The sequence below is a fragment of the Janthinobacterium sp. FW305-129 genome (assembly GCF_020858115.1).
GTDB lineage: Bacteria > Pseudomonadota > Gammaproteobacteria > Burkholderiales > Burkholderiaceae_D > Janthinobacterium.
In genome coordinates, this window is sequence record NZ_JACYMM010000007.1 from 160,931 (window position 1) to 182,966 (window position 22,036).

The window sequence follows — 22,036 nt, forward strand, 5'->3', positions numbered from 1 at the left end:
CTCGGCGTCCCCGTACGACCTCAGCCTTGCAGGTGTCGGGTTTAAACTGAGAAAATGGTTTTGTACTGGGCATCCGAAAACGCCACGCTGAACTGGCCATCCTTGTCCAGCACGGGGCGCTTGATGATGGACGGGTTTTCCAGCATCAGTTCCAAAGCGCTGGCCGGATCCGTGATCGACGCTTTGCGCTCGTCGGACAGGGCGCGCCAGGTCGTGCCTTTCTTGTTGACCAGCACATCCCACGGCAATTGCTGCAGCCACGCCTCGACGGTGGCGCGTTCCAGGCCCTGTTTCTTGAAGTCGTGGAAGGTGAAATCGAGTTGCTGCGCGGCCAGCCAGGTGCGGGCCTTTTTGACGGTATCGCAATTGGGGATACCGTAGAGTGTAATGGTCGTCATGGGTAGGGCTAAGGGGGAATGAATGCGGTTCGCTTGATCGCAGCGCTTGCGCCAGCACAAAATGCGATGGTAGCCGACATTATACAGTCGATGCGCAGTCGATGCGGCAGTGCAACACGGCCCCGTGATTCCCTTACACAGGCCGGGGCGCCGTCTTGCCCATCTCTTGCGGACCAAAATGCAGGCCAAGCCGCAAGGCCAGGGCGCGCAGGGCGCCGCTTTCCTGCAGGTGCAGGGCCAGCGCGATGTGGCCGTCGGGGCGCACCAGGTAGGCCGCGTCGCGGCCCAGGCCGGCCAGCTTGGCGGCCACGTTGTAGGTGTAGCAATGCACGGGCAGTTTCAGCACGCGCGCTTCGTCGAGCAGTTCGGGCGCCGGCTCGCCATAGATGTGCAATTGCCAATCCATGCTGCGCAGGGCCGTGAAGTTGTCTTGCGTGCCGTCCGAAAACCACGGCAGGCGGTCGCCGCCGCGCAGGTATTGCGCATGGCCGGCGGAGAGGGCGCTGTCTTCATAGCTGATCTCGATTTGCGACACGGTCTTGAACAGCAAGCGGCGCGCCCGCTCGAAGCCGGACAAGAAGGGCAGCGCGTGCGGCACCAGCCAGCGGCGCAGGAATTGCCCGGCGATGCCTTGCGCGACGATGGCCTGGAAGGCGCGGTCGGTGGTGGCGACGAGCTTGCGGGCAAACACGATGCGCTCGCTTTCATAGGTGTCGAGCAGGGCGTCGTTGCTTTGGCCATGCAGCTTTTGCGCCAGCTTCCAGGCCAGGTTGACGGCGTCGCCCAGGCCCGTGTTCATGCCCTGGCCGCCCACGGGGCTGTGCAAATGGGCCGCGTCGCCGAGAATGAAGCAGCGCCGCGCGCGGAACTGCGCCGCCACCCGGTGATGGACTTTATAGGTGGAAAACCAGTTCACGTGCTCGACGTGGATGCCCAGCAGGGTTTCCACGTCGCCGCGCACGTCGTCGAAGACGGGCGCGGGCGCGCCATCGGGGCGGTCGGGCAGGATGCCGATCAGGCGCTGCATGCCGCTGGTGCGCACGGGCAACATCAGTGCAAAAGAGTTCGCGCCCAGGTGGGCGTGCAAATCCGTATTCTTGCCCGCCACTTGCGCATCGGCCACGTAGTACAGGTGGTCATAGGTGCCGCCGGAAAACTCGAAGCCGGCGATCTCGCGTACCTTGCTGCGGGCGCCGTCGCAGCCGCAGATGTAGTCAAACGTGCAATATTGACGTTCGCCGTTGTGGAGCAGGATGGCTTGCACTTCGCTATCGTCTTGCGTCCACAGGTCCAGCGTGACGTTCCATTCCACGTGCACGCCGGCCGCCGCCAGCTTGCTGATAAGAAAGCGTTCATGCTCGTCCTGGGGCAGGCTCAGCACGAAAGGGTAGGGGCTCAGCCCCTCGCCGATCTCGCCCAGCGCCAGTTTTACCAGTTCTTCGCCGCCCTCGTGGATATTCATGGCATTGATCTTGATGCCCAGGCTGACCAGCTCGTCCGCAAAGCCCAGCTGCTGGTAAAACTCCAGGGTGCGCGCATGCACGGCCATGGCCCGCGACGCCTGGCCCGGCCCGCTGTTTTTATCGATGATGCGGCAATCGACGCCATGGCGCGCCAGGCGCAAGGCAAGCATGAGGCCGGTAGGACCGGCGCCGACGATCAATACGGGAGGAGTATTCATGCCATCCAGTATAGGACAGGATGGAACAGGACAGCGGGACGATTGAAGTTGCTGGTAGGAAACGAAAATGTCCCGCCGGGGCGGGACATTCAGGGTGCTGCGTGCGCCTTGTGGCGCATTAATTAAATACCGCGCAGCAACTCGTTGATGCCCGTTTTCGCGCGGGTCTTTGCATCCACGCGCTTGACGATCACGGCGCAGTACAGCGAGTACTTGCCGTCTTCCGAAGGCAGGTTGCCCGACACCACGACGGAGCCGGCCGGCACGCGGCCGTAGGTCACTTCGCCCGTGGCGCGGTCGTAGATCTTGGTCGACTGGCCGATGTACACGCCCATCGAGATGACGGAGTTTTCTTCGACGATCACGCCTTCGACGATTTCCGAACGGGCGCCGATGAAGCAATTGTCTTCGATGATGGTCGGGTTCGCTTGCATTGGTTCCAGCACGCCGCCGATGCCGACGCCGCCGGACAGGTGGACGTTCTTGCCGATCTGCGCGCAGGAGCCGACGGTGGCCCAGGTGTCGACCATGGCGCCTTCATCGACGTAGGCGCCGATGTTGACGTAGGACGGCATCAGCACGACGTTCTTGGCGATGAAGCTGCCGCGGCGGGCAACGGCTGGCGGCACCACGCGGAAACCGCCCTTGGCGAAGTCTTCGGCCGTGTAGTTGGCGAACTTGGTCGGCACCTTGTCGTAGAACTGCATCGTGCCGTCGGATGGCAGGACGACGTTGTCTTCCAGGCGGAACGACAGCAGCACGGCTTTCTTGACCCACTGGTTGACGACCCAGTCGCCCGAGGTTTTTTCGGCCACGCGGATGCTGCCGTTGTCCAGGCCATTGATGACGTGGGAGACGGCGTCGCGCAGTTCGGCCGTGCCGTTGCGCGGATTGATCTCGGCGCGGTTTTCCCAGGCCTGGTCGATGATGGTTTGCAGTTGTTGGCTCATGATGATGTCTTATTCATTTAGTTGGTTGATGCGGATGCGGAAAGCTGCTGGCAGAATTTTACTATGCGCAACGCCGCTTCCAGCCCTTCGGCCGTTTCGGCCACCAGGGCCATGCGGATGCGGTTGCGGCCCGGATTGATGCCGTGCGCGTCGCGCGCCAGGTAGCTGCCAGGCAATACCGTGACATTATATTCGGCGTACAGGCGTTGCGCGAATTCGGTGTCGGACAGTCCCGTGCGGCTGACGTCGGCCCACAGGTAGAAGCCGGCGTCCGGCAATTGCACGTCCATCACCGCCTGCAGCAGCGGCGTGATGGCATCGAACTTGGCGCGGTACTTGGCGCGATTTTCCTCGACATGGGTTTCGTCGTTCCAGGCCGCGACGGAGGCCGCCTGCACGGCGGGGCTCATGGCGCCGCCGTGGTAGGTTCGGTAGAGCAGGAATTTTTTCAATACTTCCGCATCGCCGGCGACGAAGCCCGAGCGCATGCCCGGCACGTTCGAACGCTTCGACAGGCTGGAAAACACCACCAGGCGGGCATACGGGCGCTCGATCGTGGACAGGCCCAGCATGTGCGCCGCCTGCAGCGCGCCCAGCGGCGGCGTGTCGCCGTGGTAGATCTCGGAGTAGCACTCGTCGGCGGCGATGACGAAATCATAGCGCTCGGACAGGGCGAACAGGTGTTCCCAGTCCGTCAGGGTGAGCACGGCGCCCGTCGGGTTGCCCGGTGAACACAGGAACAGCAGTTTCACTTTTTCCCAGACAGAGGCGGGCACGCTATCGTAGTCGCAGCCGAAATTGCGCGTGGGGTCGGAATTGACGAAATACGGTTCGGCGCCTGCCAGGTAGGCCGCACCTTCATAGATCTGGTAAAACGGATTCGGGCTGATCACGAGCGAACCGGCCGACGGATCGATCACCGTTTGCGCCAGCGCAAACAGCGCTTCGCGCGAACCGTTCACGGGCAGGATTTGCGTGGCAGGATTGAGCTTGGGGATGCCGTAGCGGCGTTCCAGCCAGCCGGCAATCGCGCCGCGCAAGGCTTCCGAGCCGATGGTGGTCGGGTAGCTGGCCAGGCCGTGGATATTGTCGACCAGCGCCTGCTCGATGAAGGCCGGCGTCGGGTGCTTGGGTTCGCCCATGCCCAGGCTGATGGGCGCGTACTCGGGATTGACGGTCACGCCGGCAAACAGCTGGCGCAGCTTTTCGAATGGATATGGTTGCAGTTTAGCAAGAAGTGGATTCACGGAACGGACCAGGGCAAGAGTGGAAAGACGATGTTGCTGAGCGATGTGGCTTGGTAGTGTTGCTTAGTCATGGCTGAACGATTGCTTGGCGCGGCAGACTTGATGCCGGTCAAATAATAGGCTGCGTCGTTCATTATAGCCGTCCTCGCGGGGCCGCTGTGCAAGCCGTCTCAAGCTGCACCGGCCTGATCGCTGCCCGGCTTGCCACGCCATGCGGCAGCGGGGAGTGCCGCGCCATGGCGCGGCAAGGTAAAATACGGCATGCCTATCTTACTTCCCACCTTGCTTGCTATTGAAACGTCGTCCGAACTCGCCTCCTGCGCCTTGTTGCGCGGCGATGTCGTCCTGTCCCGCGCCTCGTCGGGCGTGCGCACCCATTCCCAGTCGATCTTGCCGATGGTGCAGGAATTGCTGGCCGAAGCGGGCGTGACCCTGGCCGACGTCGACGCCATCGCCTACGGCTCCGGCCCCGGCTCGTTTACGGGCGTGCGCACGGCTTGCGGCATCGCCCAGGGCCTGGCCTATGGCGCCAGCCTGCCCGTCGTGCCCGTCGTGACCCTCGACGCCATGGCGCTCGCCTGCCACCAGCAGCATGGCGCGCAACACATCGTGACCGTGCTCGACGCCCGCATGGGCGAAGTGTACTGGGCGCAATATGAGTATCAAAATGGCTTGCAGGCCGTCTTGCCGCCGGCCCTGAGCGCGCCGGCCGGCGTGGCGCCGCAAGGCGACGTCGCCGGTTGCGGCAACGGTTTTAGCGCCTATGCCGACGCATTGGCTGGGCTGCCGTGCGCCGCCACGGCCGACGCCGCCATCATGCCGCACGCCGTGCAGGTGGCGCAGCTGGCGCGCATCGCGTTTGCGGCCGGCCAGTGCGTGACGGCGGCCGAGGCGCAGCCTTTGTATTTGCGCAACAAGATCGCCTTTACCAGCGCGGAACGGCAAGAGATGCAACAGGCCAAGGCCGCTGCGGAGTCCGCGCAATGAGCGTAGCGGGCCAGGACAATGCTGCCGGCTGGGACTTGCTGCGCCTCGACTATCAGCCGATGGTCGAAGCGGACCTGTTGGAGGTGCTGGCGCTGGAGCAGCGCGTGTATCCGCATCCCTGGACGCATGGCAACTTCGTCGATTCCCTCAAGAGCGGCTACCCGGCCTGGGTCTTGCGCGACGTGGACGGCACCTTGCTCGGCTACTTCTTGCTGATGCTGGTCGTCGACGAGGCGCACTTGCTGAACGTGGCCGTCGAGGGCGCCATCCAGGGGCAGGGACTGGGCCGCTTCCTGCTGAACCAGTCCTGCGCCTGCGCGCGCCAGCTGGGCATGGAATCGATGCTGCTGGAAGTGCGCCCGTCGAACGTGCGCGCGCTCGATATTTACCAGCGCTATGGATTTGCACAGATCGGCCGGCGCAAGGGATATTATCCGGCCGCCAATTCGCAACGTGAGGACGCCATCGTGATGCGTTATACCTTATGAGCCGCAGCGCCGTTTTCCTCGATGAAATGGGTGTGGGGCCGTTGTGGCGCCTGCGCCAGGGCGCCGCGCCCGAGGTCGTGGACGTCGCCGCCGAGGCCCCTGTGGAACTGGAAGTGGCCGTGGCGGAACCCGTGGCCGAAGTTGCCGCACCCGTCGCTGTCCCGGCGCCTGTGGTCGAAGTGCTGGCCGAGGTGGCAGCCGTGGACACTGTGGAGGTTGCGGCGCCCGTTGCCGTGGCCGCTACACCCGTGGCTGCCGCCGCATCCGACGATACGGCCTGGTTCGACGACGCACCCCCGCCGCCGCCCGTGAAGCAGCTCAGCGATACGGATATCGCCGCCCTCGACTGGGATGGCTTGACGGCCGCCGTCGCCAAATGTGCGCGCTGCGACTTGTGCAAGACGCGCAAGGGCGTCGTCATGGGCCGTGGCGACCGCCAGGGCGATTGGCTGATGCTGGCCAGCAGCCCGTCCCGGCTGGAAGAGCGCGAAGGGCGCGCCTTGCCGGGCGAGCAGGGCAAATTGCTCGACAATATGCTGAAAGCCATCGCCGTCGATGCGGGCAGCGATGTGTATATTAGCCACTTGCTGAAATGCCGTCCGCTCGACGAGGCTGGCCAGGAACGCTTGCCGACAGAAGCCGAGTCCGCCGCCTGCCGCCCGTATTTCGAGCGCGAACTGGCCCTGTTGCAGCCGCGCACTATTTTGACGCTCGGTTCCATGGCCGCCGCCGGCATCAATCCCGGCGAAAAGCCCGTACGGGGCACGGTGCGCCAGCTGGGCAATGCCTCCGTCGTGGCCACCTTCCACCCAGAGCAACTGTTGCAGGACGGGACGGGCAAGGCCAAGGCGCGTGCCTGGGCCGACCTGTGCCTGGCGAAAAGCACGCACGGTGCTTGATACGGCCGTCGCTACCTTCCAGGTCCGCTTCGAGCAGCGCTGGGGCCATCTGACGCACCCCCGCGTGCGGGCGCTGGCCTGGCTGCTCGATTCGCCCGACTTGCTCGATCCTGCCAGCCCCCACTGGGGCGGGCGCATCGCCAGCTTGCCTGCCGTCACGCCCGCCGTGGCGGCGTGGCTGGGGGCGCTGCAGGATGATCCGTCGCCGCTCGATGCGGCGTTGGGTAGCCGGTTCTATTCCCGCCTGGGCCTGTATGCTGAAAAGCTGCTGGCCTTTTATTTTGAGCAACACGGCGTGCTGGCCGCGCATGGTTTGCAGGTGCAAGTGAACCGCAACGATACGGTGGGCGAGTTCGATTTCCTGCTGCGTGACGAGAGTGAATTGTTGCACTGGGAATTTGCCACTAAGTTCTACCTGCTCGAAGGGATGCCTGATCCCGGCGTCTTCAACCATTTGATCGGCCCGAACCTGGCCGATACCCTGGGCTTGAAGATGCGCAAGATTCTCGACAAGCAACTAGCCTTGTCCCGCCATCCGGCCGCGCAAAGCCTGCTGGCGCAGCCCGTGCGCGCGGCGCAGGCGCTGGTCAAGGGCTGGCTGTTTTATGCACCGGACGCCACGCCCGCCCTGGACGGTATTTCCCCGGATCATGGACACGGCTTCTGGTGCACGCCGGCGCAACTCCCCGCGCAGCGCTATATCGTGCTGCCGCGATTGCAATGGCTGGCGCCGTTCAAGGGGCGCGACGTGGAAGTGCTGGACGTGGAAGCCTTGCGGGCGCAGTTGTTTGATCTGGCGCAACCGGTGATGGTGGCCATGGTGGATACTGTCGAAGGCTGGGAAGTAGAGCGCACGCGCGGTTTTGTCGTGCCCCATGACTGGACGCAGCAGGCTGCCGCGCGGCGACTGACAGGCGCGCTGCCTGCGTAGGTCGGAAATTCTCAGCCCAAAATGAAATCCGGGGTCAGATCCTCAGGGTCTGATCCCAGCCCTTGTTTGGGTTTAATGTTTCTGCTCGCCAATCAACGACAGATTGTCATGCTCAGCCTGGTTCAGCTTGTGCTTGCGCATGATGGCGTACATGGTGCCGGCGACGAACAGGCCGAACAGGGTGATGATGATGTTGAGCGGCAGGTGCAGACGGATCATGATCGAATACACGGCCAGCATGGTCAGAATGGACAGATTCTCATTGAAGTTCTGCACGGCGATGGAATGGCCTGCGCTCATCAGCACGTGGCCGCGATGTTGCAGCAGGGCATTCATCGGCACGACGAAGAAGCCGGACAGGGCGCCGATCAGGATCAGCAGCGGGTAGGCGATCCACACGGAATGCACTTGCGTCATCATCATGACGATCACGCCCATGGCGATGCCGAGTGGAATGACGGTCAGTGATTTGCGCAGAGGAATGAAGCGGGCCGACAGCACGGCGCCGGCGGCCACGCCGATGGCGACTACGCCCACCAGGCTGGTCGCCTTGTCGAACGGCATGTTCAGCGATTGCTTGGCCCATTCCAGCACGATCAGCTGCAAGGTGGCGCCGGCACCCCAGAACAGCGTCGTCACGGCCAGGGTGATCTGGCCCAGCTTGTCTTTCCACAGGATGGAATAGCAATTGGCAAAATCGGTGATCAGTTTGATAGGATTGCGTTCCTGGTGCGGATATACGCAGCCCGTGTCGGGAATTTTCAGGTTGGCCAGGGTTGCCAGCGCATAGATGCCGACCACGACGCACAAGGCCGCTTCCGTCTTGCTGGTGATGCCGGTGTCGATCAGTGGGATGTCGATGGACAGCAGCATGTCGGACACGTGGCCGCTGACGAGCGCGCCGCCCATCACGGTGCCGAGGATGATGGAACTGACGGTCAAGCCTTCGATCCAGCCATTCGCCGCCACGAGCTTTTCCGGCGGCAGCAGTTCCGTCAGGATGCCGTATTTGGCGGGCGAATATACGGCCGCGCCAAAACCGACGACGGCGTAGGCCAGCAGCGGATGCACGTGGAAGAAGACGAGGGCGCAACCGAAGATCTTGACCATGTTGGCGATGAACATGACCTTGCCCTTCGGCAAAGCATCCGCGAAGGCGCCGACAAAAGCGGCCAACAGCACGTAAAACAACACGAACGATAGTTTGAGCAGCGGCGTGATCCACGCCGGGGATTTCATGGACACCAATAAATCGACGGCGACAAAAAAGAGGGCGTTATCTGCCAGCGAGGAAAAGAACTGCGCCGCCATGATGGTATAAAAACCACGATTCATTCTGGAATGCCTGAAATCATATCTGGCTTGCTTTATACCACGAAAAAACGGCAAACCCCAAGTTTGGACGGGGCTGCTTTGCATAGTCTTGCCTAAGTGAAGCTTAATTTTTTTGCCGTAGAAAAATACATCACATGTGAGTATTTTATAAATGATGTCCTCTGCATACGACCTTGGGCGTCTGCCGTGTCCGCGTACTGTGCATCCGGTAAAATACGGCTTTCCCACCCGCCGTGAACGATGCATATGCCCAGGCCCCTTCTCGCCACCATCCATCTCGATGCCATGCAACACAATCTGGCGCGCGCCCGTGCCGGCGCCCGCGGCGCCAGGGTATGGGCCGTCGTCAAGGCGAATGCCTATGGCCACGGCCTGGAACGGGCCATGCGGGGCTTTGCCGGGGCCGATGGCCTGGCGCTGGTCGAGGTCGATTACGCCGTGCGTTTGCGCGAACTGGGCTGGACCAAGCCCATCCTGCTGCTGGAAGGGTTTTTCGATGCCAGTGATTTGCCCGTGATGGCGCAATATGGCTTGAACGGCAGCGTGCATTGCGAGGAACAGATCGCCATGCTGGAAGCGGCGCGCTTGCCGCACGCCATCGACGTGCACCTGAAAATGAATACGGGCATGAACCGCCTGGGCTTCACGCCGGCTGCCGTGGCCGGTGCCTATGCGCGCCTGCGCGCCATGCCGCATATCGGCACGATCACCTTGATGACGCATTTCGCCAATGCGGACGAGGCGGGCCCCACGCGCTTGCCGTTGGAACAGCAGATGCTGCGTTTCGAGGCCGGCGCCTCCAGCATCGGTACGCCGCTGCCGCGCAGCCTGTGCAATTCGGCCGGCGTGCTGATGCATCATCTCGACAGCGACTGGGTGCGCCCCGGCATCATGCTGTATGGCGGCACGCCCAGCGGCGCTCCCGGCGGCACCTCGGCGCAGGCGTTCGGCTTGCTGCCCACAATGACCTTGCGCAGCAGCATCATCGGCATCCAGGATATCGCCGCCGGCGAGGTGGTGGGCTACGGCAGCCGCTATGAAGCGGCCGGCAACGTCAAGGTGGGCGTGGTGGCCTGCGGCTATGCGGACGGCTACCCGCGCCACGCGCCCGAAGGCACGCCCGTGCTGGTCGACGGCGTGCGCACGGGGCTGATCGGCCGGGTGTCGATGGACATGTTGATGGTGGACTTGACCCACGTGCCGGGCGCCAGGGTCGGCAGCAGCGTCACCTTGTGGGGCCAGGGCATGCCGATCGACGAGGTGGCCCTGGCCGCCGGCACCATCGGCTACGAGCTGATGTGCGCACTGGCGCCGCGCGTGCCCGTGGTCGAAGCATAACAGTGACGCCGGCCCGCCGTTTGTATATACTGTATATATAAACAGCATTTTTACCTTACCCGGGCAAAGCACACCATGGCAAAAGTCAAGACCATCTACACCTGCAGCGATTGCGGCGCCATCAGTAATAAATGGATGGGGCAATGCACCTCGTGCAACCAGTGGAATACCATGGTGGAAACCCTGCCCGAGACGGGCGGCAACAACCGCTATTCGAACCCGCAGCACATGTCGCTGGCGCAGACGGCGCCCGTGCTGTCGCTCGACGATATCGACGCCATCGACGTGCCCCGCTTCGGCACGGGCATCGAGGAATTCGACCGCGTGCTCGGTGGCGGCATGGTGGCGGGCGGCGTCGTGCTGATCGGCGGCGATCCCGGCATCGGCAAGTCGACCCTGCTGCTGCAGGCGCTGGCGAATATGTCGCACCACAAGCGCGTGCTGTATGTCAGCGGCGAGGAATCGGGCGCGCAGATCGCCCTGCGCGCCAAGCGCCTCGTCATCGACGCCAAGGAACTGAAATTGCAGGCGGAGATCCAACTTGAGAAGATTCTTGCCACCCTGGCCGATTTAAAACCGGAAGTGGTCGTCATCGATTCGATCCAGACCGTGTATTCGGACGCCCTCAGTTCGGCGCCCGGTTCCGTGGCGCAAGTGCGCGAATGCGCGGCGCAGCTGACGCGGGCGGCCAAGCAGACGGGCGTGACCATCATTTTAGTCGGCCACGTGACGAAAGAGGGCGCGCTGGCCGGTCCCCGCGTGCTCGAGCACATCGTCGACACGGTGCTGTATTTCGAGGGCGACGCCCATTCCAGCTTCCGCCTGGTGCGCGCCATCAAGAACCGTTTCGGCGCCGTCAATGAACTGGGCGTGTTCGCCATGACGGAAAAGGGCTTGAAAGGGGTGTCGAACCCGTCCGCGCTGTTCCTGTCGCAGCACGACAACCAGGTGCCCGGCTCGTGCGTGATGGTGACGCAGGAAGGCACGCGCCCGCTGCTGGTGGAAATCCAGGCCCTCGTCGACACGAGTCACTTGCCGAATGCGCGCCGGCTGTCCGTCGGCCTGGAGCAGAACCGCCTGGCCATGCTGCTGGCCGTGGCGCACCGCCATGCGGGCATCGCCGCCTTCGACCAGGACGTCTTCATCAACGCCGTCGGCGGCGTCAAGATCACGGAGCCGGCGGCCGACCTGGCCGTGTTGTTGGCAATCAATTCGTCGATGCGCAACAAACCCTTGCCGCGGGGACTCGTGGTGTTTGGCGAAGTGGGGCTGGCCGGCGAAATCCGTCCCGCGCCACGGGGCCAGGAGCGCCTGCGCGAAGCGGCCAAGCTGGGCTTTACCCTGGCCGTGGTGCCCAAGTCCAACCTGCCCAAGCAAGTCATCGAGGGTCTCAAGGTCATCGGCGTCGAGCGCATCGACGAAGCGTTTAATAAATTGCGCGATCTGGAGTAAAAGTTGGTATGGTTTAAATGCCAAGCTTGAGACAAGTCAAACAAAATTTCCGTTTAGAACTATAATATTTGTCCGATGAATTCGCGCAGCGAGTTCGCATCGACCATGAATTGATAGAGAAGCGGAATACAGTGTCAGTTGAGCAAAGGCAGGGCGCACGCAAGATATTGCGTGCCAAGGCAATGTTGGTAATGGATGGCGCGGGTCCCGTGGCGGCGCGCACCCTCGATGTGGGGCCGGGCGGCATGGCGGCCGTCATCGCGGAACCGGTGCCGACAGGCAAGCAGGGCAAGGTGCTGTTCGAGCTGTTTTACGATGGCGCGGCGCACATCATCGAGGCGCGCGTATCCGTATCGCACTGCATTTTCAGCAGTGCAGGTTTCAAGGTGGGACTCACTTTCCTGAAGCTGGACATGGCCGTCAGCAGCGCCATCTCGAAATTCATGCGCTGAAACGAGACAAGATCGGCTGCAAATGAAATGCGCTAAAATGGTGCATATGGGTTTGCAGTCAGGAAAAACCTGTTCTGTTCGCTGTTTTGATATTCCGGTAATACTGCATAATTATCAACCAGAAGAGGGACCTTGCCGCGCCACGCGCGCCTGCCGTCCGTTTCCAGCGCAGCACGGTCACGACCTGAACCGTGTGCCATGACCTTACACCCGACGGGAACGCCTACCATGTTTAATTCGACCATCAACAGCAGGGCTTACACCAACAACACGCAGCAGACGACGCAGGGCAATATTTCGGCCGATGTGTATGCGAAGGTGGAGCGTCAGATGCAGTCGCAGAACACGGGCGTCGTCAAGCTCAACGCCAGCCTGGCGCGCGACCAGGCCAAATTCTCGGGCCTGGGCCAGCTGCAATCGGCGCTGGCGAAATTCCAGACCGTGGCCAAGAACATGGCCGGCAGCGGCCTGGCCACCTCGGCCACGTCGAGCAGCAAGGATGTGCTGAGCGCCACCACCACCGACAAGGCCGCCAGCGGCAGCCATGAACTGAATGTCAAGCAGCTGGCGCAAGGGCAGACCCTGCAGAGCGGCACGCAGAAATCGTCGAGCGCGGCCATCGGCACGGGCGCGCCGGCGCTGGTCAAGATCGAAGTGGGCACGGCCGACGGCAAGCAATTTACGCCCGGCAGCGGCAAGATCATTGCGCTGACCATCGACAGCAGCAACAATAGCCTCGACGGCATCGCCGCCGCGCTCAAGCAGCAGGGCATCGATGCCAGCGTGGTCAAGGGCACCGATGGCTATTCGCTGGCCATCAATGGCAAGAGCGGCGCCGACAGCAGCATGCGCATCAGCGTGTCCGGCGACGCGGCCGTCAGCAATCTGCTGTCCTACGCGCCCGGCGCCGGCAAGGGCCTGCAGCAGACGGCCGCCGCGCAGGACGCGCTGCTGACCGTCGACGGCAAGGACATCAAGAGCGCCACGAATACCCTGACGACGGCCGTCGAGGGCGCCACCATCGAATTGAAGAAAAAGGGCACGACCGACCTCGTCATCGCCAAGGACAGCAGCCAGATCGCCACCAACGTGGCCAGCTTCGTCACCGCCTACAATGAGCTCAACAGCAAGCTGCAGAGCCTGCAGCAGGGCGATTTGAAATCCGACACGGCCCTGGGGCAAGTGCGTTCGCAGATGGAGCAAGTGCTGCGCACGGCCAGCACGGGCGTGCCATCGTCGGTGCTGAGCAGCGCCGGCGTGACCTTGGGCAAGAGCGGCGAGCTGGTGCTCGACGATAAAAAGCTCAAGGCGGCCATCGCGGCCGATCCCGACGCCGTCAGCAAGATGTTTACCAATAACGGCAAGGGCGTGGCGGATCAGTTTGCCAGCAAGATCGGCGAATTGACGGGCGAGACGAGCATCATCCGCAAGGAAGTGCAAACGGTCGGCAAGGACATCACGACGCTCACCAACAAGAAGGCCGTGCTGGCCAAGGCGCTGACGGCCCAGGCGCAGGCGCTGGTGAAGGCGTATTCGGCGCAGGAACAGATGGGCACGAACTCGGCCTTGCCGGGTTATACCGGTAAAAATTCGCTCTTCGACTTCATGGCCTAAGAGCGCTCGCCCTGGGCAAAGAAGGCCGACGGCGAACTGCCGAAAGTCTTCTTGAACATGGCGGAAAAGGCCGACTGGCTGGCGTAGCCCAGTTCCTCGGCCACCTGCGACAGCGGCACGCCGCGCGCGATCAGCGGTGCCGCGTGCGCCAGGCGCACTTGCTGGCGCCACTGGCCAAAACTCATGCCCAATTCCCGTTCGAACAGCCGCGCCAGGGTACGCTCCGAGGCGCCGACCTGCTGCGCCCAGTGTTCCAGCGTCAGGTTCAGGCCCGGCTTGTCGATCAGGCTGTCGCACAGGGTTTTTAAGCGCTTGTCGCTGGGCAAGGGCACACGGATGGGCCGCGTGTCCGAACGTTTCAATTCATCGAGTATCAGTTCGGCCAGCAAGGCCTCGCGCGCCGGTTCCTGGCCCGGGTCCAGCTGTTCCAGCGCCATGATCAGCTGGCGCAGCAAATTCGATACTTCCAGCACCTTGCAGTCCTGGCCCGCGAACGGCGCGCGCGCGGCATGGATGCACAGGGGGCGCAAGCGGGTTTTTTCCAGTATCGTGACGGCATGCTCGACGTTCGGCGCGATCCAGATGGCGCGCATGGGCGGCAGCACCCAGCTGCTGTTGTTGGCGGTAATGCGCAGCACGCCTTCGAGCGCCATCGTGACCTGGCCCCAGGGGTGGCTGTGCGGCAACAAAAATTCATCGGGTTGCAGGTCGCGCGCGACCATGGTCACGGGGATGGACGCACTGGGCGCCTCCCTTGGCGGACACATGCGGGTATGGTGGAGGATAGGTACACCCATCAGCTTGGCCTTAATTCGATAAATTATGTCGTTCTGTCGGAAAACAGACGATGGTATTTTGCATACACTTGAGCTTCACCAGTATAAAACAGGGTATGACATGATAACAACTAACTCGGCAGGGCAGTTGCCACCGCAGTCACCGCCAACCTTGCGCAGCGATGCGCGCGTCATCGCCCTGGTGGGGCTGGCGCATGGCATTTCGCACTTTTACCACCTGATCCTGGCGGCCCTGTTCGTCTGGCTGAAGCCCGCCTTCGGCCTGTCGTATGCGGAACTGGGCTTGCTGATGACGGTATTTTTCATCATTTCGGGCGTGGGGCAGGCGCTGGCCGGCTTTGTCGTCGACCGCTTCGGCGCCCGCGCCGTGCTGTTTTCCGGCGTCTTTCTGCTGGGCGTGTCGGCGCTGGCCCTGTCCGGCGCACACAGCTATGCGGCGCTGATGCTGGGTGCCATGCTGGCCGGCATGGGCAACAGCGTGTTCCATCCGGCCGACTACACCATCCTCAACCAGCGCGTTTCGGCGGCCCGCGTGGCTTACGGCTTTTCCGTGCATGGCATCAGCGGCAACATCGGCTGGGCCCTGGCTCCGCTGTTCATGACCTATGTCGCCACCCATTACGACTGGCGAATCGCGCTGCAATGCGCAGCCGTGCTGCCGTTCGGCGTGCTGCTGATCCTGTTCCTGAACCGCCACGCCATCCGTCCCGAGCCGGTCAAAAAGGCGGCGCCAGGCCAGGCGGGCGGCGGCGAAGGCACCCTGGACTTCCTGCGCCTGCCGGCCGTGTGGATGTGCTTTGCCTTCTTCTTCATCACGGCCATCGCCCTGGGCGGCATCCAGAGCTTTGCCAGCGTGGCCCTCGTCAAGCTGTACGGCATGAGCCTGGCCTTGGCGACGAGCGCCTACACGGCCTATATGCTGGCCTCGGCCGTGGGCATGCTGGCCGGCGGCGTGGTGGGCGCGCGCAGCCAGCATCCTGACCGCAACGTGGCGATCGCCTTTTCCGCCGCCGCGCTGCTGGCCGTGCTGCTGGCCATGGCCGTCGTGCCGGCCTGGGGCGCCGTGGTGCTGATGGGCGCCATCGGCCTGACGTCGGGCGTGGCGGGACCGTCGCGCGACCTGATGATACGCGCGGCGGCGCCGAAGAATGCCACGGGCCGCGTGTATGGCGTCGTGTATTCGGGCCTCGACAGCGGCCTGGCCGTGGGGCCCTTGTTCTTTGGCGCGCTGATGGATGGCGACCATCCGGCCCTGCTGTTCGTCTTCATCGGCGTATTCCAGGCCCTGGCGATTGCCACGGCCGTGGGCGTGGGCGGCAAAACACGCGCCGCCGCGCTGCAAAAGGCATAGAATCGTTGCCATCTGCCACTAAAGGAGTTCCCATGACCTTTGCTACCACCGATCTGTGCGACGACCATGCAGCCATGCTGGACGAGGGCACCCTGGCCGTGCTGCCGCCCGTGTACCGCGCCTTTGGCCAGCGCGTGCGCTTCAGCGGCCCCGCCGCCACCTTGCACGTGTTCGAGGACAACGCGCTCGTGCGCAGCACCCTGGAAACGCCGGGCCAGGGCCGCGTGCTGGTGATCGATGGCGGCGGCAGCCTGCGCCGCGCGCTGGTGGGCGGCCAGCTGGGCGTGTTGGCCGAAAGCAATGGCTGGGCCGGCATCATTGTCGATGGCTGCATCCGCGACTGCGAGGAAATCAATGTCTGCCAGATCGGCGTGCGCGCCCTGGCCACGCATCCGCGCAAGAGCAACAAGACGGGCGCCGGCCAGCGCGACGTGCGCGTGCAGATCAGCGGCGTGGCCGTGCATCCGGGCGACTGGATCTACGCCGATGCGGACGGCATTCTGGTGGCGCGCCAGGAACTCGATTGAGGCGCCGCATCAAGGATCTTGCGCGTAGCCATCGACCTGCACGACAAAGCGCTCGATCCGCGGCCAGGCGTCGCGCGTCCTGACCGGCGTTTCGCCCGTGGCCATGCCGAATATATAGCTGTAGCCCGTGCGGCGGTCGCGCCAGGAGTGGGGCGTGCTGTCCCAGACGCAGCAATAGCGCTTGAGCCTGGGCAAGCCATACGTACGCCGCAGGTAGGCTTCCGCCTGCCGCGCATGCTTGCCATCCACCTGGTAGCGCGCCTCGAACGGCTGGTCCTGGCGTTCCCTGTTTTGCTGGCAACCCTGGTAGACGATGTAGGCGGGTTTCTGGCCCAGCCGGGACAGGAAGTCGCCGCAGGCCAGTTCGGCGCCCTGCGCGCCGCCCACGCCCAGCAGGAAGAGCCACGGCAGCAGTTTAGTGATTCGCATCGGCATCTCCGCGCAATGGACACGCGGCCGCTTGCGGCCCCATACGCAGCACCAGTTCGCCGCGCAGCTGCGTCAAGCCGGCTATGCGCGCATCGATCTCGCCCAGCTTGCGCGCCAGCGCCGCGCGCAGTAATTCCGCCGTGGCGGGATCGCCGGCGGCCGCCAGCAGCGGCATGTCGGCCTCGATTTCCGCCAGGGTAAAGCCCAGCTGCTGCGCCGTGCGCAGGTAGCGCAGCCAGTCGGCCGCCTCGGGCGGGTAGTCGCGGTAGCCGTTCGCGCCGCGCCGCGCGCGCAGCAAGCCCCGCTTTTCATAGAAGCGCAGGGTATCGCGGCTCAAGCCCGTCGCCTGCGCCATCTCGCCGATCTGCATGGTTCTTTTCTTTCATAAAATGCTTGACCATGGAGTGTACTCCAGCCTTGATCATGGGCGCTTTCCACTGACAGGAGTTTCCCATGTTGTCCGTTTCCGCCTTCCGCCGCGTGGTGCGCGCCAGCGCCATTTATGATGTGCTCATGACGGCCCCGTTTACCACGCCGTGGACGTTTTTGCTGCTGCGCGAGCACTTGAGCGCCGTCAATGTGTCGCTCGGCGGCATGCCGTTGCCCGCCTTCGAACCGTTTCATGTGCTCATCGGCAGCTTGTTTGGCAGCGTGGTGATGGTCTGGTCGGTGCTGCGCATGCTCGACCCGCAGCCGCGCTTCGGCCGCTACGACGCGGCGGCGCGCTACCTGTTTTCCACCTGGATGGCGTGGGCCTTGCTGGTCACGGGCCAGCCCCTGCTGTGGCTGTTCCTCGTGCCGGAACTGGCCTGGGGCCTCGCGCAAAGCCTGCCCTTGCGCCGCAGCGAGGGCGCACGGGAAGGGCTTGCGCGCGAATCGCTGTTGAGATGACGATAACGAAATGCAATAATGGCCGTGCTCGCAGTGCAACAATGACTGCAATGAACGACTCTAAGGGAATGATTATGCAGCAGGATGCCGCAGGAAAAAACATGGCTTTGCTCGATCCGGTGGTGGCACCGCGCATCGCGGTGACGCGCCTGGTGACGGGCCTGCTGCAAGGCTTGCTGCTGTACTGGCTGTACAGCACGGCCCAGGACAAGGTGTGGCCCGCCACGGAAGCCTACCTGCTGGGGCCGTTGATGCTGATCAGTTTGCTGTTGCCCATCCTGCTGGTCTCCAGCCTGGGCCATATGTCGGCGAAGCGCATCGGCCTGTGGATGGCGGGCGCGGCCGTCGTGCTGGCCGTGCTGGCCTGGCACGACGTGGCGCGCGGCGCCGAACACGTCATCTGGGGCAACTACAAGCCGGGCGCGCCGCTGCGCGTCATTTCCGCCCAGCTGTTCGGCTTTTGCGTCGTGGGATTCTATATCGCCCATGCGCTGGTGCTGGCCAGCGCCCAGGATGGCCGGCGCATCGCCCGCTACCCCACGTATTTTGAAATCGCCTGGAAGCTGGGCATTCAATTGCTGTTTTCCCTGCTGTTCGTGCTGGGCCTGTGGCTGGTGCTGTGGCTGGGCGGGCAACTGTTCCTGCTCATTAAACTGAGTTTCCTGAAAAAACTGCTGGGCCAGGCCTGGTTCGTGATTCCCGTCATCTGCTTCGCGTTTTCCTTTGCCATCCACATCACCGACGTGCGCCCGTCCATCGTGCGCGGCATCCGCACCCTGCTGCTGGTACTGCTGTCGTGGCTGATGCCGATCGCCGCCGTGCTCGTGTCCGGTTTCCTGCTGACCTTGCCCTTCATCGGCTTCGAGCGCCTGTGGGCCACGCGCCATGCGGCGTCCGTGCTGCTGGGCATGGCCGGCGTGCTGGTGGTGCTGATCAATGCCGCTTTCCAGAATGGCGAAGTGGGCCATGGCGTGGCGCGCGGCATCCGCCTCGGCACACGCCTGGCCTGCCTGCTGCTGCCGTGGGTGGTGGGCATCGCCATCTATGCGCTGACCTTGCGCGTGATGTCGCATGGCTGGACGTCCGACCGCCTGATCGCCGCCGCCTGCCTGCTGATCGCCACCTGCTACGCCGCCGGCTATGCCTGGGCGGCCAGCAAGTATGGCGACTGGCTGCACCTGATCGCCAACGTCAACGTGGCCACCGCCTTTGTCACCCTGCTGGTGCTGTTCGCCCTGTTCTCGCCGCTGGCCGACCCGGCGCGCATTTCCGTGGCCAGCCAGATGGCGCGCCTGGACAGCGGCAAGGTGGGCGTGGACAAGTTCGATTTCGAATACCTGCGCTTCCAGGGCGCCCGCTATGGCCAGGCGGCCTTGCAGGAATTGAGCAAACGCACGACGGGCGCCGACGCGGCTGTCGTGCGGGCCCGCGCCGAGGCCATGCTCAAGCGCCAGAACCGCCTCGACGAGACGGGCGCGCTGAGCGACGTGTCGATCAACCTGACCCTGCGTCCGGCCACGGCCAGGCTGCCGGAAAGCTTCCTGCGCCAGGACTGGACGCAGGTAGGCCCGGCCTGGCGTCTGCCCGCCTGTTTGAAGCGGGCAGGGCCGCAGTGCGACGCCTACCTGCTCGATTTCGATGGCGATGGCAAGCAGGACGTGTTGCTGATCAGCAATGACCCGCGCGCCTCGTCGGTGTTGCTGGCGGAAAAGGACGATGGCAACTGGACTGCGCGCGGGCAAATCCCCACGGATGCCCTGCGCTGCAAGCCCCTGCGCGAGAAGCTGCAGGCGGGCGAATTCCAGCTGGTGCCGCCGAAGGTGCGCGAGCTGGAAGTCGACGGCCAGCGCGTGCCGATGACTTTGTATACGCAGGAGGACGAGGTCAGCTGCCCCGATGACACGGCGCCGGGCCCGTAAATGGCGGGGGAGGGACTTGGCGCGCCGGAGCAAAGGCGTGCCTTCGGTGGCGGCAATGACTCCGTGCGCCGAGCTGTTCCGGCCGTCCACGCCAGCCATCGCCATGGCCTCCCATTGCAGTTCGTTGTCCCGCGGCAACTAACTGCTCGGGTAGCGCATTTCCAGCGCCACGCCGCCAAGCTTGAAAACCAGGTTGGCTAAATTCCAGCCGTTGTATTTGTTGGCCGCGCGTGGAAAGTAGGTTTCGTTGTCGAGTATCAGGTGATAGTGGCCTGGAATCAGCTTGAAGTCCATGGCGAACAAGCCCGAGCGCGCCACATCGACGAAGTTATTGAAGGAATGATGGACCCGCTGTATATCGACAGCGTGATCAAAATCAATTTCCGAATTGTAAATTGCCCTGTCTGTGCCGTCGGGAAACCGCACCAGCAAGCGGTGAAAGACCGAGTAATGATGCCTGTCCGCGCCCAGATGCATATCCGCCCGGGGGCCGACCTGCAATCGGGTGAGCACTTGCGCATGCATCCTGACGCCGATTTCCTGGCCTGTGTAGCTGAACAGATGCTGCATTACCAGACTGTGCTCCTGCGCGTCTGCCTTGTAGGCATTCTGGACCTGGAAATACGTCTCAGTAACCTCGCCCTCGCCATTGGTCAGCGGGTGTCTGCCGGGCGTGTGCGCTTCGTTGAAATACGTGACATGCGGATTGCCTGTAGGGAATGGCGTGTACTTGCGGCTTTGCGGGACGCTGGCAGGCACGCCGCGACACAGCGGGCTGCCGTTAAAGATGCCCACAGCCAGCACCGGCTCGTCGGCACCAAACACCGGGTACAGCGCCGGCGTGGCGCTACGGAACCTGCTATCGATCGATACGTCAACTGCGGGCACAGTCGCCGGGAAGTGCCATCTGTAGCGCGCGACCGTCACGCGCGTCGCCGCTACATCGCTCAGCACGGCCCTGTCATCGGAGGCGATCAGATCCAGGCAACCGAACGGCGCCTGACGCTGCTGCCCGGCCTGGGCCGGTGCGTAGCCATGCACCTCCATGGGCGGGACTTTGCCGTCGCGCAAATCAGAAGGACGGAACAGGGAACGGGCATAAATGCCCTGGATCGCCGCTTGCGGGGATGCCGCCAGCGGCCCTGTCGACTTTCTGCCCACCAGATTCAATGCGGCGCACAGCAAGTCGGTACGCAGCAGTATCTCGTCCACATGCACAGGAAACTCGCGTGCGCTCATGCCCATGTCCCTCATGCCGGCGCGCATGATGGGATCGAGCGACAGGAAAACCAAATCCTCAACCGCGGCGGTATAAGCCTCAGTCTGCTCGCGCATCAACAATCCGAAGTTTTGCTGCAGATATTGCTCGATGCGCTTGGCAGCGAATGGGTCGGTACTGAGTGCCAGGCAATGCACGCACAGGCCCTTCAGCTGGACAGAGACGGCCTGGAGGAAATATCCCTCGAGCACCAGATACGCCGCTTCGCGGCTGATCTTCTTGTTGCGCACCTGCTGCGCCAGCTCCTTGGCCCAATGATCGAGCAATGAATCCTGCCCAAACGCCGCTTTCGCCAAGACCCGGCGGATGGTATCGATGCAATCCGGCATATCGGCTACGTACGACGCGAACTCATGGGCCGCTTTCGTCAGATATTCCGGCGTCATGCCTGGAAAGTGCGGCATATTTTCCGTCAATAGCCGCAAAGAGATGGCGCCGCCGGTGGCATCGGCCTTCAGCAGGCTGGCGTCGGCGTAGCCATAGGCGACATCGATGCGTCCCATGGCCGCCAGCAAGGTTTCCACCTTCAGGCTTTTTTCCATGAAATTGTGCAACTCGTCCAGTTTCAACAGAATTTCCGAGGTCATGGACGTGACCCGGTCCAGCGAGCGTTGGACTTCCGTCAGCTTGTCACTGATTACGTCCAGCTTGCCAGCCAGGTCCGGGCCGCCCATGCCGACCGCTCCCAGGAATTCCTGGAACAGCATGCCAGCGGCCGCCCCGACGATCCCGCTGGCGGCATTCTTGCCGACCCACTTGGTCAAACTGCCCGCCGCTGCCCAGGACAAGGAGTTCAGTTGCAAACTCGGCGCGCCCAGCATCGCTGCCGCGGCATCGGGATCCCGCTGTGTATTGCTGTGCATACCGTCATCCTTGTCATATTGATCAGAATGACAACTGTATCTGAAAGATGGCGTTGCCAGAAATTATTTGTGCGGCGCGCACAAACAGGCACCAGCTCTTCAGCCATGCTACGGCGTCACGCCATCCAGCGCGCTTTTGGCGACGTTTGCACAATTTGTTGATATTCTAGAGGAACGATTTTTTCGTCAGCGTGTCAATTTGGTATGC

At 63.2% G+C, this 22,036-nt stretch carries 21 protein-coding genes; 12 read left to right on the top strand and 9 right to left on the bottom strand.

Going from position 1 to position 22,036, the window contains the following annotated elements; genetic code table 11:
- Positions 1 to 41: 41 nt before the first annotated feature.
- The 4 genes from IGS61_RS15900 to dapC all read right to left on the bottom strand — a co-directional run bounded on the left by IGS61_RS15900 (position 42) and on the right by dapC (position 4,276).
- The gene (locus IGS61_RS15900) at positions 42 to 398 is read right to left on the bottom strand and encodes an ArsC family reductase (RefSeq protein WP_230540467.1); all 357 of its coding nucleotides are present in this window, start codon (positions 396 to 398) and stop codon (positions 42 to 44) included.
- 133 nt (positions 399 to 531) lie between these two features.
- Entirely contained in the window at positions 532 to 2,079 is a 1,548-nt protein-coding gene (locus tag IGS61_RS15905; protein WP_230540468.1) for an FAD-dependent oxidoreductase, read from the bottom strand.
- Between the two features lie 122 nt (positions 2,080 to 2,201).
- Entirely contained in the window at positions 2,202 to 3,029 is an 828-nt protein-coding gene (gene dapD, locus IGS61_RS15910) for a 2,3,4,5-tetrahydropyridine-2,6-dicarboxylate N-succinyltransferase (protein ID WP_070223998.1), read from the bottom strand.
- A 17-nt stretch (positions 3,030 to 3,046) separates the two neighbouring features.
- Positions 3,047 to 4,276, bottom strand: a complete 1,230-nt coding sequence (gene dapC, locus IGS61_RS15915) for a succinyldiaminopimelate transaminase (RefSeq protein ID WP_230540469.1) — start codon at positions 4,274 to 4,276, stop codon at positions 3,047 to 3,049.
- 261 nt (positions 4,277 to 4,537) lie between these two features.
- Here dapC and tsaB point away from each other — a divergent pair, with 261 nt between their 5' ends.
- The 4 genes from tsaB to IGS61_RS15935 are packed head-to-tail and all read left to right on the top strand — an operon-like array spanning position 4,538 to position 7,581.
- Positions 4,538 to 5,263, top strand: coding sequence for a tRNA (adenosine(37)-N6)-threonylcarbamoyltransferase complex dimerization subunit type 1 TsaB (gene tsaB, locus IGS61_RS15920; protein WP_230540476.1), 726 nt, complete (start codon positions 4,538 to 4,540; stop codon positions 5,261 to 5,263).
- Positions 5,260 to 5,751 carry a ribosomal protein S18-alanine N-acetyltransferase gene (gene rimI / locus IGS61_RS15925; RefSeq protein WP_230540478.1) on the top strand — a complete coding sequence of 164 codons (492 nt, stop codon included), beginning with the start codon at positions 5,260 to 5,262 and terminating at the stop codon, positions 5,749 to 5,751. Before tsaB ends, rimI begins: the two co-directional genes overlap by 4 nt.
- Complete coding sequence (locus IGS61_RS15930) at positions 5,748 to 6,650, top strand: uracil-DNA glycosylase (RefSeq protein ID WP_230540480.1); 903 nt, start codon at positions 5,748 to 5,750, stop codon at positions 6,648 to 6,650. The genes rimI and IGS61_RS15930 overlap by 4 nt, the downstream gene beginning before the upstream one ends.
- Positions 6,643 to 7,581, top strand: coding sequence for a DUF1853 family protein (locus IGS61_RS15935; RefSeq protein ID WP_230540481.1), 939 nt, complete (start codon positions 6,643 to 6,645; stop codon positions 7,579 to 7,581). Before IGS61_RS15930 ends, IGS61_RS15935 begins: the two co-directional genes overlap by 8 nt.
- A 72-nt stretch (positions 7,582 to 7,653) precedes the next feature.
- On the opposite strand, the gene lplT is transcribed toward IGS61_RS15935, so the two are convergent.
- Positions 7,654 to 8,916 carry a lysophospholipid transporter LplT gene (gene lplT, locus IGS61_RS15940; protein WP_230540483.1) on the bottom strand — a complete coding sequence of 421 codons (1,263 nt, stop codon included), beginning with the start codon at positions 8,914 to 8,916 and terminating at the stop codon, positions 7,654 to 7,656.
- Between the two features lie 246 nt (positions 8,917 to 9,162).
- On the opposite strand from lplT, the gene alr reads away from it, so the two are divergent.
- The 4 genes from alr (at position 9,163) to fliD (ending at position 13,772) form a co-directional block, all read left to right on the top strand.
- Positions 9,163 to 10,254, top strand: coding sequence for an alanine racemase (alr, locus tag IGS61_RS15945; protein WP_230540485.1), 1,092 nt, complete (start codon positions 9,163 to 9,165; stop codon positions 10,252 to 10,254).
- A gap of 75 nt (positions 10,255 to 10,329) precedes the next feature.
- Positions 10,330 to 11,706 carry a DNA repair protein RadA gene (gene radA / locus IGS61_RS15950; RefSeq protein WP_230540493.1) on the top strand — a complete coding sequence of 459 codons (1,377 nt, stop codon included), beginning with the start codon at positions 10,330 to 10,332 and terminating at the stop codon, positions 11,704 to 11,706.
- 131 nt (positions 11,707 to 11,837) lie between these two features.
- Positions 11,838 to 12,158, top strand: a complete 321-nt coding sequence (locus IGS61_RS15955) for a PilZ domain-containing protein (RefSeq protein WP_329958063.1) — start codon at positions 11,838 to 11,840, stop codon at positions 12,156 to 12,158.
- Positions 12,159 to 12,386: 228 nt separating this feature from the next.
- Complete coding sequence (fliD, locus tag IGS61_RS15960; RefSeq protein WP_230540502.1) at positions 12,387 to 13,772, top strand: flagellar filament capping protein FliD; 1,386 nt, start codon at positions 12,387 to 12,389, stop codon at positions 13,770 to 13,772.
- Here fliD and IGS61_RS15965 read toward each other — a convergent pair.
- Entirely contained in the window at positions 13,769 to 14,539 is a 771-nt protein-coding gene (locus tag IGS61_RS15965; RefSeq protein ID WP_230540504.1) for a helix-turn-helix transcriptional regulator, read from the bottom strand. The genes fliD and IGS61_RS15965 overlap by 4 nt on opposite strands.
- 130 nt (positions 14,540 to 14,669) lie before the next feature.
- Here IGS61_RS15965 and IGS61_RS15970 point away from each other — a divergent pair, with 130 nt between their 5' ends.
- Together IGS61_RS15970 and rraA are read left to right on the top strand one after the other, a co-directional pair.
- Positions 14,670 to 15,920 carry an MFS transporter gene (locus IGS61_RS15970; RefSeq protein ID WP_230540505.1) on the top strand — a complete coding sequence of 417 codons (1,251 nt, stop codon included), beginning with the start codon at positions 14,670 to 14,672 and terminating at the stop codon, positions 15,918 to 15,920.
- Positions 15,921 to 15,952: 32 nt separating this feature from the next.
- Positions 15,953 to 16,447: a ribonuclease E activity regulator RraA gene (gene rraA / locus IGS61_RS15975; RefSeq protein ID WP_230540507.1), complete on the top strand. Its 495-nt coding sequence runs from the start codon at positions 15,953 to 15,955 to the stop codon at positions 16,445 to 16,447.
- 9 nt (positions 16,448 to 16,456) lie between these two features.
- Here rraA and IGS61_RS15980 read toward each other — a convergent pair whose 3' ends face one another.
- Together IGS61_RS15980 and IGS61_RS15985 are read right to left on the bottom strand one after the other, a co-directional pair.
- The gene (locus IGS61_RS15980; protein WP_230540508.1) at positions 16,457 to 16,876 is read right to left on the bottom strand and encodes a DUF4952 domain-containing protein; all 420 of its coding nucleotides are present in this window, start codon (positions 16,874 to 16,876) and stop codon (positions 16,457 to 16,459) included.
- Positions 16,863 to 17,246: a MerR family transcriptional regulator gene (locus IGS61_RS15985; protein ID WP_230540509.1), complete on the bottom strand. Its 384-nt coding sequence runs from the start codon at positions 17,244 to 17,246 to the stop codon at positions 16,863 to 16,865. Before IGS61_RS15985 ends, IGS61_RS15980 begins: the two co-directional genes overlap by 14 nt.
- Before the next feature lie 83 nt (positions 17,247 to 17,329).
- Here IGS61_RS15985 and IGS61_RS15990 point away from each other — a divergent pair, with 83 nt between their 5' ends.
- Together IGS61_RS15990 and IGS61_RS15995 are read left to right on the top strand one after the other, a co-directional pair.
- Positions 17,330 to 17,767, top strand: coding sequence for a hypothetical protein (locus IGS61_RS15990; RefSeq protein ID WP_230540511.1), 438 nt, complete (start codon positions 17,330 to 17,332; stop codon positions 17,765 to 17,767).
- Between the two features lie 101 nt (positions 17,768 to 17,868).
- On the top strand, positions 17,869 to 19,686 hold the full coding sequence (locus IGS61_RS15995) for a DUF4153 domain-containing protein (protein ID WP_230540513.1): 1,818 nt from the start codon (positions 17,869 to 17,871) through the stop codon (positions 19,684 to 19,686).
- Positions 19,687 to 19,824: 138 nt separating this feature from the next.
- Here IGS61_RS15995 and IGS61_RS16000 read toward each other — a convergent pair whose 3' ends face one another.
- On the bottom strand, positions 19,825 to 21,828 hold the full coding sequence (locus IGS61_RS16000) for a hypothetical protein (RefSeq protein ID WP_230540515.1): 2,004 nt from the start codon (positions 21,826 to 21,828) through the stop codon (positions 19,825 to 19,827).
- Between the last annotated feature and the right edge of the window lie 208 nt (positions 21,829 to 22,036).

What these genes read in the sequence shown, in the direction of transcription:
- IGS61_RS15900 (WP_230540467.1), bottom strand. Translation starts at nt 398, where the DNA reads ATGACGACCATTACACTCTACGGTATCCCCAATTGCGATACCGTCAAA.
- IGS61_RS15905 (WP_230540468.1), bottom strand. Translation starts at nt 2,079, where the DNA reads ATGAATACTCCTCCCGTATTGATCGTCGGCGCCGGTCCTACCGGCCTC.
- dapD (WP_070223998.1), bottom strand. Translation starts at nt 3,029, where the DNA reads ATGAGCCAACAACTGCAAACCATCATCGACCAGGCCTGGGAAAACCGC.
- tsaB (WP_230540476.1), top strand. Translation starts at nt 4,538, where the DNA reads ATGCCTATCTTACTTCCCACCTTGCTTGCTATTGAAACGTCGTCCGAA.
- rimI (WP_230540478.1), top strand. Translation starts at nt 5,260, where the DNA reads ATGAGCGTAGCGGGCCAGGACAATGCTGCCGGCTGGGACTTGCTGCGC.
- IGS61_RS15930 (WP_230540480.1), top strand. Translation starts at nt 5,748, where the DNA reads ATGAGCCGCAGCGCCGTTTTCCTCGATGAAATGGGTGTGGGGCCGTTG.
- lplT (WP_230540483.1), bottom strand. Translation starts at nt 8,916, where the DNA reads ATGAATCGTGGTTTTTATACCATCATGGCGGCGCAGTTCTTTTCCTCG.
- alr (WP_230540485.1), top strand. Translation starts at nt 9,163, where the DNA reads ATGCCCAGGCCCCTTCTCGCCACCATCCATCTCGATGCCATGCAACAC.
- radA (WP_230540493.1), top strand. Translation starts at nt 10,330, where the DNA reads ATGGCAAAAGTCAAGACCATCTACACCTGCAGCGATTGCGGCGCCATC.
- fliD (WP_230540502.1), top strand. Translation starts at nt 12,387, where the DNA reads ATGTTTAATTCGACCATCAACAGCAGGGCTTACACCAACAACACGCAG.
- IGS61_RS15965 (WP_230540504.1), bottom strand. Translation starts at nt 14,539, where the DNA reads ATGTGTCCGCCAAGGGAGGCGCCCAGTGCGTCCATCCCCGTGACCATG.
- IGS61_RS15970 (WP_230540505.1), top strand. Translation starts at nt 14,670, where the DNA reads ATGATAACAACTAACTCGGCAGGGCAGTTGCCACCGCAGTCACCGCCA.
- rraA (WP_230540507.1), top strand. Translation starts at nt 15,953, where the DNA reads ATGACCTTTGCTACCACCGATCTGTGCGACGACCATGCAGCCATGCTG.
- IGS61_RS15980 (WP_230540508.1), bottom strand. Translation starts at nt 16,876, where the DNA reads ATGCGAATCACTAAACTGCTGCCGTGGCTCTTCCTGCTGGGCGTGGGC.
- IGS61_RS15985 (WP_230540509.1), bottom strand. Translation starts at nt 17,246, where the DNA reads ATGCAGATCGGCGAGATGGCGCAGGCGACGGGCTTGAGCCGCGATACC.
- IGS61_RS15990 (WP_230540511.1), top strand. Translation starts at nt 17,330, where the DNA reads ATGTTGTCCGTTTCCGCCTTCCGCCGCGTGGTGCGCGCCAGCGCCATT.
- IGS61_RS15995 (WP_230540513.1), top strand. Translation starts at nt 17,869, where the DNA reads ATGGCTTTGCTCGATCCGGTGGTGGCACCGCGCATCGCGGTGACGCGC.
- IGS61_RS16000 (WP_230540515.1), bottom strand. Translation starts at nt 21,828, where the DNA reads ATGCACAGCAATACACAGCGGGATCCCGATGCCGCGGCAGCGATGCTG.